At 58.2% G+C, this 14,183-nt stretch carries 12 protein-coding genes; 2 read left to right on the forward strand and 10 right to left on the reverse strand.

Features of this window, described 5'->3' with window-relative positions:
- Positions 1 to 3 precede the first annotated feature (3 nt).
- Entirely contained in the window at positions 4 to 657 is a 654-nt protein-coding gene (gene trhA / locus G6041_RS12340; RefSeq protein WP_007777939.1) for a PAQR family membrane homeostasis protein TrhA, read from the reverse strand.
- 142 nt (positions 658 to 799) lie between these two features.
- Positions 800 to 1,114, reverse strand: coding sequence for a N(4)-acetylcytidine aminohydrolase (gene yqfB, locus G6041_RS12345; protein WP_012123853.1), 315 nt, complete (start codon positions 1,112 to 1,114; stop codon positions 800 to 802).
- A gap of 176 nt (positions 1,115 to 1,290) precedes the next feature.
- Between yqfB and G6041_RS12350 the strand changes: the two genes are divergently transcribed.
- Both G6041_RS12350 and G6041_RS12355 read left to right on the forward strand, forming a co-directional pair.
- The gene (locus tag G6041_RS12350; RefSeq protein ID WP_004385670.1) at positions 1,291 to 2,019 is read left to right on the forward strand and encodes a MurR/RpiR family transcriptional regulator; all 729 of its coding nucleotides are present in this window, start codon (positions 1,291 to 1,293) and stop codon (positions 2,017 to 2,019) included.
- 151 nt (positions 2,020 to 2,170) lie between these two features.
- Positions 2,171 to 3,604 carry a 6-phospho-beta-glucosidase gene (locus tag G6041_RS12355; protein WP_012123851.1) on the forward strand — a complete coding sequence of 478 codons (1,434 nt, stop codon included), beginning with the start codon at positions 2,171 to 2,173 and terminating at the stop codon, positions 3,602 to 3,604.
- Between the two features lie 287 nt (positions 3,605 to 3,891).
- On the opposite strand, the gene G6041_RS12360 is transcribed toward G6041_RS12355, so the two are convergent.
- The 8 genes from G6041_RS12360 to G6041_RS12395 all read right to left on the reverse strand — a co-directional run bounded on the left by G6041_RS12360 (position 3,892) and on the right by G6041_RS12395 (position 14,046).
- Positions 3,892 to 4,635 (reverse strand): SDR family oxidoreductase, encoded by a 744-nt coding sequence (locus G6041_RS12360; RefSeq protein WP_041460380.1) that lies wholly within the window; start codon positions 4,633 to 4,635, stop codon positions 3,892 to 3,894.
- A 167-nt stretch (positions 4,636 to 4,802) separates the two neighbouring features.
- Positions 4,803 to 7,676 carry an aminomethyl-transferring glycine dehydrogenase gene (gene gcvP, locus G6041_RS12365; RefSeq protein WP_012123849.1) on the reverse strand — a complete coding sequence of 958 codons (2,874 nt, stop codon included), beginning with the start codon at positions 7,674 to 7,676 and terminating at the stop codon, positions 4,803 to 4,805.
- Between the two features lie 130 nt (positions 7,677 to 7,806).
- A complete protein-coding gene (gcvH, locus tag G6041_RS12370) occupies positions 7,807 to 8,196 on the reverse strand; it encodes a glycine cleavage system protein GcvH (RefSeq protein WP_004385667.1) in 390 nt (129 codons plus the stop codon).
- A gap of 23 nt (positions 8,197 to 8,219) precedes the next feature.
- Positions 8,220 to 9,317 carry a glycine cleavage system aminomethyltransferase GcvT gene (gene gcvT, locus G6041_RS12375; RefSeq protein WP_166491667.1) on the reverse strand — a complete coding sequence of 366 codons (1,098 nt, stop codon included), beginning with the start codon at positions 9,315 to 9,317 and terminating at the stop codon, positions 8,220 to 8,222.
- Positions 9,318 to 9,739: 422 nt separating this feature from the next.
- The gene (gene ubiI / locus G6041_RS12380; RefSeq protein WP_007892620.1) at positions 9,740 to 10,942 is read right to left on the reverse strand and encodes an FAD-dependent 2-octaprenylphenol hydroxylase; all 1,203 of its coding nucleotides are present in this window, start codon (positions 10,940 to 10,942) and stop codon (positions 9,740 to 9,742) included.
- Positions 10,943 to 10,952: 10 nt separating this feature from the next.
- A complete protein-coding gene (gene ubiH, locus G6041_RS12385; RefSeq protein ID WP_012123844.1) occupies positions 10,953 to 12,131 on the reverse strand; it encodes a 2-octaprenyl-6-methoxyphenyl hydroxylase in 1,179 nt (392 codons plus the stop codon).
- Positions 12,128 to 13,444: a Xaa-Pro aminopeptidase gene (pepP, locus tag G6041_RS12390; protein WP_012123843.1), complete on the reverse strand. Its 1,317-nt coding sequence runs from the start codon at positions 13,442 to 13,444 to the stop codon at positions 12,128 to 12,130. The genes ubiH and pepP overlap by 4 nt, the downstream gene beginning before the upstream one ends.
- A 23-nt stretch (positions 13,445 to 13,467) precedes the next feature.
- Positions 13,468 to 14,046 carry a YecA/YgfB family protein gene (locus G6041_RS12395; protein ID WP_004385660.1) on the reverse strand — a complete coding sequence of 193 codons (579 nt, stop codon included), beginning with the start codon at positions 14,044 to 14,046 and terminating at the stop codon, positions 13,468 to 13,470.
- Positions 14,047 to 14,183: the final 137 nt, after the last annotated feature.

The following is a 14,183-nucleotide window of genomic DNA, read 5'->3' on the forward strand; positions in this document are numbered from 1 at the left end:
TCCTCAGCGAATGTAGAGGTAAATGGCCAGAAAATGGCAAACGCTGCCGCCCAGCACGAAGCCGTGCCAGATGGCGTGATTGTACGGGATCCGCTTACAGACATAAAAAATGACGCCCAGCGAATAGATAATGCCCCCTGCCGCGAGCAGCGTGACGCTGCCAGGCGCGAGTTTCATCACCATCTGATAAATCACCACCAGCGACAGCCAGCCCATCGTCAGATAAGTGACCAGTGACAACACTTTGAAGCGATGCGCGATTGTGAGCTTAAACAGGATGCCAAGCAGCGCCAGGCTCCAGATGACAATCATCAGGCCGTGTGCCAGTGAGGATTTCAGCCCTACCAGCAAAAACGGCGTATAAGTGCCTGCAATCAATAGATAAATCGCGCAGTGGTCAAACTTTTTAAGCCAGGTTTTGGCGCGCGCATGCGGTATGGCGTGGTACAGCGTCGAGGCGAGAAACAGCAAAATCATGCTGCCGCCATAGAGGCTGTAACTGGTAATGGCGGTGGCGCTGGCATTGCTGTCCACGGCCTGAACAAGTAACAGAACAAGTCCGACTATCCCGAACACCAGTCCAATCCCGTGACTGATGCTGTTGGCTATCTCCTCAGCCAGTGAATATCCCTGCGCAAGTAATGGTTTACGAACCATGTGGCGACTCCGGTAAAACTGAATAAAAAAAACGCAGCCCACATAGCCTAACTGAGAATGATTCCAGTGAACACCTGTTCGCTAAAATAAATCTGTGACAGTCCGTTACCGTCTTGTTCAACGTTCGCCGCAACGCCGGGCGTTACCCTTCAACCTTTTTAAAAGCAATCACATACAGCTCATTTATTCCCGGATAAATGTCAGCGATAACTTTTTTGAGTTCAGCCAGCGTCATGTTCTCCTGCCGCGCGTGTTCCTCATTCAACTGCGCTAACGTGACAGGCGTCACTCTCAGGACCTCCAGCGTGCAGAAGTAGCCATTATCTTCATAGCGGCCGGTGCGCAGCCGCTGGCCTGGCATGAAGTGCGCTTCGCTCTCGTCACGGATGGTAATGGTCTTCGTGCCCGCCAGGATGTCCTGCTGGAAACGGGTATAAAACGTGATGTCGTTTTTCATTGTCTCTCTCTCAAAAGTAACGGCCTATGATAAGTCTGATGGCGCGCAGGCGCTATTCGCGGCGCAAAGAGTGACGCGCGCCTGCGTAAATTATGGCAGCATAAGCGAACCGATGCGGCTGAGAGTGCCCGTGCCGGAGCCCGAACGCTTTGACCAAAGGATGTTGCGCCGTGACGATGTTTACCCATTCCGCTGTCGCCAGCCTCAATAATCTTGAGATGATGGTTTACAATTTTGTGGTCAAAAACCGTGATAAGGTCATGTACATGACCATTCGTGAGCTGGCGGATGCGGCAGGCGTCTCCACCACCACCGTACTGCGTTTTTGTCGCAAAATGCATTGTGAAGGATATTCTGAATTCCGCGTACGCTTTAAATTATATCTGGAACAAAATGAACCGCAGCAGGCCAATTTTGGTGCCAGCGAAATAATTAGTTTTTTCCGTAGTGTAAATAATGATGAATTTGACGCGCTGCTGGATCGGGCGACCGACATTATTTTACAGTCTGAGCGTATTATTTTCGTTGGCGCAGGAACCTCCGGCGCGCTTGCTAAATATGGTGCACGATTTTTCTCAAACGTCGGTAAATTCAGTAACCATATCGATGACCCCTATTTTCCGGTCACCAGTGACATGGCGAAAAATGCGCTGGCGATTGTGCTGTCGGTGTCTGGCGAGACAGAAGAGATCCTGCGTTTTGCCAGCCAGTTTAGCCTGCATCACTGCAAAGTGCTCTCTGTTACCAGCCACGAGAACTCATCGCTGGCGAAACTCGCGGACTTTAATCTCTCCTGGCATATTCCGCAAACGCGTATCGCGGGCGTGTATGATATTACGACGCAAATCCCCGTTATTTATATTCTCGAAACACTCGGTCGCAAGCTGGCGAAAAAACTCGCATAAAAAAACATCCTGTTTTTCATTTGTAACAAGTCACGCCATGCGCTATTTGTTATAGCGTGACATTTCTTTTTCCTTTGTTAGACTCGCAATCAGCCTCAATAACTTTATCGTTATTATTCCCTTTTACTATTTCTGTTAATGAGATGACACGATGAAACAGCTTAAATTACCGAAAGACTTTTTATGGGGCGGCGCGGTCGCGGCGCATCAGGTAGAAGGCGGCTGGGATCAGGGCGGCAAAGGACCAAGTATCTGTGACGTCCTGACCGGCGGCGCGCATGGCGTACCGCGTGAAATTACGCAGGAGGTGGTGCCGGGCAAATATTATCCGAACCATGAAGCCGTCGACTTTTACGGTCATTACAAAGAAGACATTAAACTCTTCGCCGAAATGGGTTTTAAGTGTTTCCGCACATCGATCGCCTGGACGCGCATTTTCCCCAACGGCGACGAGACGCAGCCTAACGAAGCGGGCCTTCAGTTCTACGACGATATGTTCGATGAGCTGTTGAAATACAATATCGAACCGGTGATTACGCTTTCTCACTTTGAAATGCCGCTGCATCTGGTGAAGCAGTATGGCGGCTGGACCAACCGCAAAGTGGTGGATTTCTTTGTCCGCTTCGCCGAAGTGGTGTTTGAGCGCTACAAGAATAAGGTCAAATACTGGATGACCTTTAACGAGATCAACAACCAGCGCAACTGGCGCGCGCCGCTGTTTGGCTACTGCTGTTCCGGCGTCGTTTACACCGAGCACGACAACCCGGAAGAGACGATGTACCAGGTGCTGCATCATCAGTTCGTGGCGAGCGCTATGGCGGTGAAAATCGGCCATCGCATTAACCCGGAGATGCAAATCGGCTGCATGCTGGCGATGGTGCCGCTCTATCCGTTCTCCTGCAAACCAGAAGACGTAATGTATGCGCAGGAATCGATGCGCGAGCGTTATGTATTTACCGACGTTCAGTTGCGCGGTTACTACCCCTCTTACGTGCTGAACGAGTGGGAGCGCCGTAGTTTCAATATCAAAATGGAAGAAGGCGACGAACAAGTCCTGCGTGAAGGCTGCTGCGATTACCTGGGTTTCAGCTATTACATGACCAACGCAGTGAAAGCCGACGGCGGCAGCGGCGATGCGCTGAGCGGTTTCCAGGGCAGCGTGCCGAACCCGCATGTGAAAGCCTCCGACTGGGGCTGGCAGATTGACCCTGTGGGCCTGCGTTACGCGCTGTGCGAGCTTTACGAGCGTTATCAGAAGCCGCTGTTCATTGTGGAGAACGGCTTCGGCGCGTATGACAACGTGGAAGCGGATGGCAGCATTAATGACGATTACCGCATCGATTATCTGCGCGCCCACATTGAGCAGATGATGAAAGCGGTGACGCATGATGGCGTCGAGCTGCTGGGCTATACGCCGTGGGGCTGCATCGACTGCGTGTCGTTTACCACCGGGCAGTACAGCAAACGCTACGGCTTTATTTATGTGAATAAGCACGACGACGGTACGGGCGATATGTCGCGCTCTCGCAAGAAGAGTTTTGCCTGGTATAAAGCGGTGATTGCGAGCAACGGCGAGACGCTTTGATGTAATGTTACCGCGGAGAGTTGCGCCGGGTTTGCAGTCGTGGCGCGGCTATCCCGGTGGGTGCGCTACGCTTACCCACCCTACGATGCTGAAAACCGGCCAGATTTGCCGCCGTGGTTTGACGATACGGTGGGTGCGCTGCGCTTACCTACACTACGATGCTGAAAACCGGCCGGATTTGCTGGCGTGGTTTGACGATACGGTGGGTGCGCTGCGCTTACCCACCCTACAATAGCGTTTGGCCGAACGTAGGGCGGGTAAGCGCAGCGCACCCGCCTTAAACGCCCCTATTTCCCGCCAGCGAGATCGAGAAAACTCCCCGTCACGTACGAGGCTTTATCACTCAACAACCAGGCGATCGCTTCCGCCACCTCTTCCGGCTGTCCACCACGCTGCATTGGCAGGGCGGATTTCACACGGTCAACGCGTCCCGGCTCGCCGCCGCTGGCATGAATATCGGTATAAATAAGGCCCGGACGCACGCCGTTGACGCGGATACCCTGCGCCGCCACTTCCAGCGACAACCCAATGGTCAGCGAATCCACCGCCCCTTTTGATGCCGCGTAATCGACATATTCGCCGGGCGCGCCAAGCCGCGAGGCGGCGGACGACACATTGACAATCGCGCCGCCCTGCCCGCCGTGATGATGCGCCATACGCTTCACGGCCTCACGGCAGCACAGAAAGTAGCCCGTTACGTTGGTCGCCAGCACTTTGTTGATACGCTCCGCCGTCAGGTTCTCCGTCATGCACTGGGTAAACAGCACGCCCGCGTTATTGACCAGGGCACCCAGCGGCTCGTCCTGCTCATCGAGTGTTCTGAACATGGCCATCACCTGCGGCTCGTCGCTGATGTCGGCCTGAATGGCAAACGCACGTCCACCGCTCGCCACGATGCGCTCAACTACCTCCTGTGCTGCCGCGGCGTTATGCAGATAATTGACCGCCACGGTGTAGCCCTGCGCACCCAGCAGAAGCGCCGTCGCTCTGCCAATGCCGCGGCTCGCGCCGGTGATAAGTGCAACGGACATACTTCTCTCCTTTTCATGGTATGGGATACAGAAAGCTTGCAGTACCTTACCCATCCGCGCGCCACAGGAACACTCTACCAATCAGGTAGTGTGGCTATAAAAACGGGCGCTACAGAATAAAAAAGGGCGCCGGAGCGCCCTCTGTGGTTTGTATTTAAAGCCTGACGTTACTGATACTCGCTCATCGGCACGCAGGAGCAGAACAGATTACGGTCGCCGTAGACGTCATCGAGACGCTTCACGGTCGGCCAGTATTTATTCTCAAAACCTGCCGGGAAAGCCGCCAGCTCGCGGCTATAGGCGTGTTCCCACTCCTGCGCCAGTTCGCGCTGCACGTGCGGCGCGTTCACCAGCGGGTTGTCGTCCTGCGGCCATTCGCCCTGCGCCACGCGGTCAATTTCGCCACGAATAGCCAGCATCGCGTCGATAAAGCGGTCCAGCTCAACTTTGCTTTCCGATTCGGTTGGTTCAACCATCAGCGTACCCGCGACAGGGAAGGACATGGTCGGCGCGTGGAAGCCGTAGTCGATAAGACGCTTGGCGATATCCAGCTCGCTGATACCGGTCGCCTCTTTCAGCGGACGAATATCCAGAATACATTCGTGCGCCACGCGGCCATCACGGCCGGTGTAGAGCACCGGATAGGCGTCTTTCAGGCGGCTTGCGATGTAATTCGCGTTGAGGATGGCCGTCTGGCTCGCTTTTTTCAGCCCCTGCGAGCCCATCATGCGGATATACATCCAGCTAATCGGCAGAATCGACGCGCTGCCGAAAGGCGCGGCGGAAACCGCGCCCTGCGAGGTCAGCATGCCTTCAATCTGTACCACGCTGTGGCCCGGTACAAACGGCGCCAGATGCGCTTTCACGCCAATCGGGCCCATGCCCGGGCCGCCGCCGCCGTGCGGAATGCAGAACGTTTTGTGCAGGTTAAGGTGCGACACATCCGCCCCGATGTAACCCGGCGAAGTGATGCCTACCTGGGCGTTCATGTTGGCACCGTCGAGGTAAACCTGGCCGCCGTACTGATGCACGATATCGCACACCTCGCGGATGGTTTCTTCATACACGCCGTGGGTGGACGGGTACGTCACCATAATACAGGAGAGCTTATCGCCCGCCGTTTCGGCTTTGGCGCGCAGATCGGCGAGATCGATGTTGCCCTGTTTATCACAGGCGACCACTACCACCTGCATCCCCGCCATCTGTGCAGAAGCCGGGTTGGTGCCGTGGGCGGAGCTCGGGATAAGGCAGATATCGCGATGGCCTTCGTTGCGGCTCTCGTGATAATGGCGAATCGCCAGCAGGCCCGCGTATTCCCCCTGCGCGCCGGAGTTCGGCTGCATGCAGAGCGCGTCATAACCGGTGAGCTTCACCAGCCAGTCGGAGAGCTGGCTAATCATCTGCAGATACCCTTCCGCCTGATCCGCCGGACAGAACGGATGCAGCTCGGCGAATTCCGGCCAGGTGATCGGGATCATTTCCGCCGCCGCGTTGAGTTTCATGGTGCAGGAGCCAAGCGGGATCATTGCCTGGTTCAGCGCCAGATCTTTACGCTCGAGGCTGTGCATATAGCGCATCATCTCGGTTTCGCTGTGATAGCGATTAAAGACCGGATGCGTCAGGATAGCGTCATCGCGCAGCATTGCGGCCGGAATGGAGCGGCTGTCATGCGCCACCTCTTTATCCAGCGCGTCGATATCAAACGTCGCGTCCTCGCCCGTGACCACGCGCAGCAGCGCCTGCACATCGGCGCGGGTTGTGGTTTCATCAAGGGTGATGCCCACTGCGCCCGGAATATCGCTGCGCAGGTTGATTTCACTGGCCTCGGCGCGCGCCAGAACAGTGGCTTTATCCGCCACCTCGACGCACAGCGTATCGAACCAGGTCGCGTGACGCAGTTTCAGCCCCTTGTGTTGCAGGCCCGCCGCCAGAATATCGGCGAAACGGTGAATACGGCTGGCGATGCGCTTCAGCCCTGCCGGGCCGTGGAACACGGCGTAGAGGCTTGCGATATTGGCCAGCAGCACCTGAGAGGTACAGATGTTGGAGTTCGCTTTCTCGCGGCGAATGTGCTGCTCGCGGGTCTGCATCGCCATACGCAGCGCGGTGCGCCCGGCGGCGTCTTTCGACACGCCGATAATGCGCCCCGGCATAGAGCGTTTAAATTCATCGCTGGCGGCAAAGAACGCGGCGTGTGGGCCGCCGTAGCCCATCGGCACGCCAAAACGCTGGGCGGAGCCGAAAACGATATCCGCGCCCTGTTTGCCAGGCGCGGTCAGGAGCACCAGCGCCATAAAATCGGCCGCCACGCTCACAATCACTTTGCGGGATTTCAGCTCGCTAATCAGTTCGCGGTAGTCATGCACTTCACCGGTGGTGCCGACCTGTTGCAATAGCACGCCGAAGAGATCCTGATGATCGAGCGCCTTTGGCGCGTCATCAACGATCACTTCAAAGCCGAACGTTTCGGCGCGGGTGCGAACCACATCCAGCGTCTGCGGATGCACATCCGCGGCCACGAAGAAACGGTTGGCGTTTTTCAGTTTGCTGACGCGTTTGGCCATCGCCATGGCTTCCGCCGCCGCGGTGGCTTCATCGAGCAGCGAGGCGGAGGCGATATCAAGCCCGGTCAGATCCAGCGTCACCTGCTGGAAGTTCAAAAGCGCTTCCAGACGCCCCTGCGACACCTCCGGCTGATACGGCGTATAGGCCGTGTACCAGCCCGGATTCTCCAGCATATTGCGCAGAATAACCGGCGGCGTGTGGACTGCGGTGTAGCCCATGCCGATATAGTTTTTAAAGCGCTTGTTGCGCCCGGCGATGGCTTTGAGCTCCGCCAGCGCGGCGAATTCGGTGGCGGCGTCGCCGACATCAGGCGGCGTCGCAAGCTGGATATCGGCAGGAACGATTTGCGAAATCAGCGCATCCAGCGAGTCCGCGCCAACGGTGCGCAGCATCTCCTGCTGCTGGTCAACACCCGGTCCGATATGGCGCTCGATAAAAGCGTCGCGATTTTCCAGGTGGCTCAGGGTCTGGGTCATGGGCGATATTTCCTGAAACGTGCAGTGAGGCAAATAAATGCGATGGTCAGTTGTGCTCCCGTCGGGAGCGGCGCAGGCGAAGCGCGCCCGCGCCTGCCCCTGACGTTACGCAGGGGCGAGGTCCCGTGAATTACTCGTCTTCTAACAGCGCTTCATACGCGCTGGCATCCAGCAGCGCAGCCACTTCGGCCTCGTCGCTGGCTTTGATTTTGAAGATCCAGCCCTGGCCGTAAGGCTCGCTGTTAACCAGCTCCGGCGAATCGCTCAGCGCGTCGTTGACGGCCACGATCTCGCCGCTGACCGGCGCGTAGATGTCGGAGGCGGCTTTTACGGATTCCGCGACGGCGCAGTCATCGCCCGCGTTAACGGTCGTGCCGACGTCCGGCAGATCGACAAATACCATGTCGCCCAGCAGTTCCTGCGCGTGCTCGGTGATCCCGACGGTGTAAGTGCCGTCAGCTTCTTTACGCAGCCATTCGTGTTCTTTGCTGTATTTCAGTTCGTTTGGCACATTGCTCATTGCTTCTCTCCTGATAACAAAACTTACTGCGTGACCGGCTTACCGGCGCGCACGAAAATGGGTTTAGTGACTTTCACGGGCATTTCGCGGTTGCGGATCTGCACAATGGCAGTATCGCCGATACCCGCAGGAACGCGAGCCAGCGCAATGCTGTAGCCAAGCGTTGGCGAGAAGGTGCCGCTGGTAATGATGCCTTCGCGGGCGTTGCCCTGATCATCGGTAAAACGCACCGGCAGCTCGCCGCGCAGCACGCCTTTTTCTGTCATCACCAGACCAACCAGCTGTTCCGTGCCGTACTCACGCTGGGCTTCCAGCGCGTCGCGACCAATAAACGCGCGGTCTTCCGGCTGCCAGGCGATCGTCCAGCCCATATTGGCGGCGAGCGGCGAAACGCCTTCGTCCATCTCCTGGCCGTAAAGATTCATGCCCGCCTCAAGGCGTAGCGTATCGCGCGCGCCAAGGCCGCACGGTTTGACGCCCGCTTCCACAAGCTGGCTCCAGAAGCCGGCCGCTTTTTCATTCGGCATCGCGATTTCATAGCCCGCCTCGCCGGTGTAGCCGGTGGTGGCGATAAACAGGTCATCCGCCTGCACGCCGAAAAACGGCTTCATGCCTTCTGTGGCTTTACGCTGCGCGTCGGTAAAGAGCGTGGCGGCTTTCGCTTTCGCGTTCGGCCCCTGGACGGCGATAAGGGAGAGATCGTCGCGCACTGTGACGGACACGCCATACGGCTCGGCGTGCTCGTTAATCCAGGCGAGGTCTTTTTCACGGGTGGCGGAGTTCACGACCAGGCGGAAATAGTCTTCGGTCATGAAGTAGACAATCAGGTCGTCAATCACGCCGCCGGAGGCGTTAAGCATGGCGGTGTAGAGCGCTTTGCCCGGCTGGGTGAGTTTTGCCACATCGTTTGCCAGCAGGTAGCGGAGGAATTCGCGGGTACGCGCGCCGCGCAGGTCGACAATGGTCATATGGGAGACATCAAACATCCCCGCGTCGTTACGCACCGCATGGTGCTCATCAATCTGCGAGCCGTAATGCAGCGGCATCATCCAGCCGTGGAAATCCACCATGCGCGCGCCGCAGAGGTTGTGCTGTTCATACAACGGGGTTTGTTGAGCCATCTTTTCCTCATCCTGTCAGCCGGGTTGGTGTGGGTTTCGAACGGCGTAACGCGCTGAATGAAACCCGGCGCCGACGCCGATCCCGGCGGCGACGCAAACGTTATCTTGCGTCTGAACTTATCACCGAACGAGGGCGTAAACCATAAGCCAGGCTGTGTCATCAGATTAGCTTATGGCGCAAAATCCTTTTTCACCCTGTAGCATGAAACACTGCCTGAAAGGTTTCAGGTGATGCCAAAAAGCTAACGCTTTACCGCCTTTTCAAAATAACCGGGCAGAAAACGCTGTTTTGAAGGGAAAATAATGGAAAGAGAAAAATCCAGAGATTAAAAAAACTAATCCGAAAAAGAGAGTGAAATTAGAATATTTCAAACGGGGAGAGACTTCTCTTTCCGGGGGCCGGAAAGAGAAGTGTGACGCAGTTAACGCAACCACTCCGGCAGGTCATTAAGCCCCATCGCCTGACGAATCAGCTGCGGTTTAACGCCCGGCAATTTATCGGCAAGCGTTAAGCCCAGATCGCGCAGCAGCTTTTTCGCCGGGTTAGCACCAGAGAAAAGTTCGCGGAAACCCTGCATGCCCGCCAGCATCATCGCGGCGGCATGTTTACGGCTGCGCTCGTAGCGGCGCAGATAAAGGTGCTGACCGATATCTTTACCCTGCTGATGCAGACGGCGCAGTTCGCTTATCAGTTCGGCGGCATCCATAAAGCCGAGGTTAACGCCCTGCCCGGCCAGCGGATGGATGGTGTGCGCCGCGTCACCGACCAGCGCCAGACGGTGCGCGGCGAACTGGCGCGCGTAACGCCCGGTGAGCGGAAAGACCTGACGCTCGCTTTCAAGTGAGCATAAGCCGAGACGATTATCGAACGCCACGCAGAGCGCCTGATTAAATGTCGACACCGGTGCCTGCTGCATCCGGTCGGCTTCCTGAGGCGAAAGCGACCAGACGATGGAACACAGATGCGGGTCGCTTAGCGGCAAAAACGCCAGAATACCGTCGCCGTGGAACACCTGGCGCGCCACGCCGCCATGCGGCTCATCGGTGCGGATCGTGGCGACCAGCGCATGATGCTGATAATCCCAGGACGTCAGCGGAATTTCCGCTTTCGTGCGCAGCCAGGAGTTCGCGCCATCTGCGCCGATAACCAGACGCGCCGTCAGCATGTTGCCGTCTTCAAGCGTAAGGAAGGCTTCGTTTTCTCCCCACGCGACCTGCTGCAGCGTCGCGGGTGCCATCAGCGTCACCGATTTACACTGCTGCGCTTTTTGCCACAGCGCGTAGTGGATCGCCTGGTTTTCAATAATGTGCCCGAGATGGCTGAAGCCAAACGACGCGTCATCAAACGCGATGCGCCCGAAACTGTCTTTCTCCCAGACTTCCATGCCGTGATAGGCGGCAGCGCGCTGGCGAAGAATGGCATCCCAGACATCAAGCTTTTTGAGCAACGCTTCACTGGCGGCGTTAATCGCTGATACCCGCAGTGCTGGCGGCGCGCTCGCCTCCAGCGGTTCCGGCGCGCGCTGCTCCAGCACCGCGACACGCAGCCCGCTGCCTTCCAGCCCGCAGGCCACCGCCAGCCCAACCATGCCGCCGCCAACAATCGCTACATCTACACTTTGCACATTCGACTCCTTAGCGCGGCACCCAACCGAGGGTGCGTCTGGCCAGCGCGTCACGCGCCGGGGTAAATAGATCCATTGCCATCAGGCCAAGGTTGCGCCCAACGACCAGCGGCGACCAGCGGTTGGCGAAAAGCTGCACCAGTCCGTCGGTCACGCCGATGGTTGCGGCTTTATCCTGCTCGCGGCGCTGTTGATACGCGCCAAGCACCGGATACGCGCCGATATCTTCGCCGCGCACGAAAGCCTGTGCCAGCGTCTCGGCGAGCGTCATGACATCGCGAAGCCCGAGGTTAAACCCCTGTCCTGCGATCGGGTGCAGCGTCTGGGCGGCGTTGCCGACCAGCGCCGTGCGGTGCGAAATCACCCGCGAGGCGAGACTTAACGCGAGCGGATAACCGCTGCGCGCGCCCGCGTGCGTAATGCGCCCCAGCCGCCAGCCAAAGGCGGTCTGCAATTCGCGGCAGAAGCGCTCATCGCTCCAGCCGAGCACCTCGGCCTGTTTATCGAGAGGATGGCACCAGACGAGCGAACTGCGACCGCCCGACATCGGCAACAGCGCCAGCGGGCCGTGCTCGGTAAAACGCTCGAACGCGCGGCCCTGATGCGGCAGCGCCGTCGCAACATTCGCGATGATTGCCGCCTGATGATAAGGCTGCTGACGCCACTTGATGCCGCACTGCGCGCCAATGGACGAGCGCGAACCATCTGCCGCGACCAGCAATTGCCCTTCCAGCGTCTCGCCGTTATCAAGCTGTACGCTGACTGTCTCGTCACGGCGTGTAATAGCCGTCACGCGCGCCGGACAATGCAGATGAACGCCCGGCGCTTTACGCAGCAGGCTGAAGAGCCGCTGCCCGGCGTCGTGCAGCTCCACCACGTTCCCCAGCGCCTGCGTCTGGTAATCGCGCGCGTTCAGCGTCACAAAACCGGCATGGCCGCGATCGCTGACGTGAACGGTGGTGATAGGCGTGGCGCAGGGCGCGAGCGCCTGCCAGACGCCAACGCGCGCCAGCTCACGACAGGTGCCGTCGGCAAGCGCGATGGCGCGGGCGTCAAAGCCCGGATGCGCGGCGGATTCCGGCGCGCTGGCTTCCACCAGATGCACCTCCAACGCGCCATGGGTAAAACGAGAGAGCGCCAGCGCCAGTGTCGCGCCAGCCATGCCGCCGCCGGCGATAATCACGCTCATGAGCGACGCGCCGCCGCCATCAGCGCTTCGATATCGTCCGCCGATTTCACCACGCTGGCGGTCAGGTTCTCATTGCCGGTTTCGGTAATGACGATATCGTCTTCGATACGGATGCCAATGCCGCGGTACTCTTCAGGCACGTCGGCGTCCGGTGCGATATAAAGCCCCGGCTCAACGGTAATGACCATGCCTGGTGCCAGGATGCGCGAACGATCCGGGCCATAGAAGCCGACATCATGCACATCCAGCCCCAACCAGTGGCTGAGCCCGTGCATAAAGTATGGACGGTGGGCGTTTTCGGCGACCAGCTGTTCCACGTCGCCTTTCAGAATGCCAAGCCCGATAAGCCCTTTCACCATCACGCGCACCACATCGCCGGTCACATCCTGAATCGAGGTGCCTGGACGGAAAAGACGCAGGGCGGTTTCGAGCGATTCCAGCACGATGTCATAAACCGCGCGCTGAGCGGGTGTGAATTTGCCGTTCACCGGGAAGGTACGAGTGATATCGCCCGCGTAGCCTTTGTATTCACAGCCCGCGTCGATAAGCACTAAGTCACCGTCGCGTAGCTGGCTTTCGTTTTCGGTGTAATGCAGGATGCAGCCGTTTTCGCCGCCGCCCACAATGGTGTTGTAAGACGGAAAGCGCGCGCCGTGGCGAGTGAACTCATGCAGAATTTCGCCTTCGAGCTGGTATTCATACATGCCCGGACGGCACTTCTGCATCGCGCGGGTGTGGGCCAGCGCGCTGATTTCACCGGCGCGGCGCATAACGACCAGCTCTTCCGGTGATTTAAACAGGCGCATTTCGTGTACCCAGGGCCGCCAGTCGGTGAGGGTGGCGGGCGCGGAGAGATTCTGACGCGCGCCGCGGCGCAGTTTATCCAGCGCGGCGAACACGATGGCGTCGGCGTAGGCATATTCGCCCTGCGCGTGGTAGACCACATCCAGCCCGTTCAGCAGTTGATACAGCTGCTCGTCGATTTCGTTAAACGCCAGCGCGCGGTCGACGCCAAGCTTCGCCGGTGCAGCCTCCTGGCCGAGACGACGGCCGAACCAGATTTCCGCGGTTTTATCGCGCAGGCGGTTGAAAATCACGCTGTGGCTGTGCGTTTCATCGCTTTTGATCAACACCAGCACCGCTTCAGGCTCGTTGAAGCCGGTGAAGTACCAGAAATCGCTGTTCTGACGGTACGGGTATTCGCTGTCGGCGCTGCGTGTCGCTTCCGGCGCGGCGAAAATCAGCGCCGCGCTGGCCGGAGCCATTTTCGCCAGCAACGCCTGACGGCGTCGCAGAAACTCTTGCTGTGTCATTGCACCTCCTGAGTAAACGAATGTTAGTGAAGCGTGGGCTTTTTCACTTCCGGCGCGGTCGGTGACTGGCGCGTAAAGGTGTCGTGGCAGAGCAGCGCCGCGACGCGCACATACTCGATGATCTCCTCAAGCGACATCTCCAGCTCTTCCTGATCCTCGCCTTCGTCATAGCCGAGCTGAGCGATGTTGCGCAGATCGTCGATGGCTTCGCCGGTTTCGCCAGTGATTTTGTCGAGCTTCGGTTGGGTGACGCCGAGGCCCAACAGGAAATGGTTTACCCAGCCTGCCAGCGCGTCGGCGCGATCAAAGACCGAGACATCGTCGCCGTCCGGCAGCCAGAGCTGGAACAGAAAACCGTCATCCTCCAGCGTATCGCTGGTGGCGGCGTGCAGCTGACGCAGCGCCTGAGCGAGCTGCTGGCCGAACGCCAGCCCCTCGTTGGTCAGGTCGTGCAGTAGCGGTTGCCAGCTGCTGTCATGATTGCCGCCGCACAGGATTCCGCTGATAAGGCCGTGCATTTCTGCGGGGGTCAGGCCCACGCCTTGCTGATTAAGCAACTGGCCGACCTCGTCGTAACCAGGCATTTCGTTCTGTATAGACATGCGCATTCGTCGTCGTTGGGAGGATGAGTTCGTGTTATGCTACCACTTCGTGCCCTGGTGATACCAGAAAAGGGCTTGTGTCTTCATATCAGGGTAGCTATAGTGTCGCCCCTTCGCAGCCCCGGCGCGAATGGTTG

Origin of the sequence: Cronobacter sp. HA18003 (genome assembly GCF_011605905.1) — a bacterium.
Lineage (GTDB): Bacteria > Pseudomonadota > Gammaproteobacteria > Enterobacterales > Enterobacteriaceae > Cronobacter > Cronobacter sakazakii.

What these genes read in the sequence shown, in the direction of transcription:
- trhA (WP_007777939.1), bottom strand. Translation starts at nt 657, where the DNA reads ATGGTTCGTAAACCATTACTTGCGCAGGGATATTCACTGGCTGAGGAG.
- yqfB (WP_012123853.1), bottom strand. Translation starts at nt 1,114, where the DNA reads ATGAAAAACGACATCACGTTTTATACCCGTTTCCAGCAGGACATCCTG.
- G6041_RS12350 (WP_004385670.1), top strand. Translation starts at nt 1,291, where the DNA reads ATGTTTACCCATTCCGCTGTCGCCAGCCTCAATAATCTTGAGATGATG.
- G6041_RS12355 (WP_012123851.1), top strand. Translation starts at nt 2,171, where the DNA reads ATGAAACAGCTTAAATTACCGAAAGACTTTTTATGGGGCGGCGCGGTC.
- G6041_RS12360 (WP_041460380.1), bottom strand. Translation starts at nt 4,635, where the DNA reads ATGTCCGTTGCACTTATCACCGGCGCGAGCCGCGGCATTGGCAGAGCG.
- gcvP (WP_012123849.1), bottom strand. Translation starts at nt 7,676, where the DNA reads ATGACCCAGACCCTGAGCCACCTGGAAAATCGCGACGCTTTTATCGAG.
- gcvH (WP_004385667.1), bottom strand. Translation starts at nt 8,196, where the DNA reads ATGAGCAATGTGCCAAACGAACTGAAATACAGCAAAGAACACGAATGG.
- gcvT (WP_166491667.1), bottom strand. Translation starts at nt 9,317, where the DNA reads ATGGCTCAACAAACCCCGTTGTATGAACAGCACAACCTCTGCGGCGCG.
- ubiH (WP_012123844.1), bottom strand. Translation starts at nt 12,131, where the DNA reads ATGAGCGTGATTATCGCCGGCGGCGGCATGGCTGGCGCGACACTGGCG.
- pepP (WP_012123843.1), bottom strand. Translation starts at nt 13,444, where the DNA reads ATGACACAGCAAGAGTTTCTGCGACGCCGTCAGGCGTTGCTGGCGAAA.
- G6041_RS12395 (WP_004385660.1), bottom strand. Translation starts at nt 14,046, where the DNA reads ATGTCTATACAGAACGAAATGCCTGGTTACGACGAGGTCGGCCAGTTG.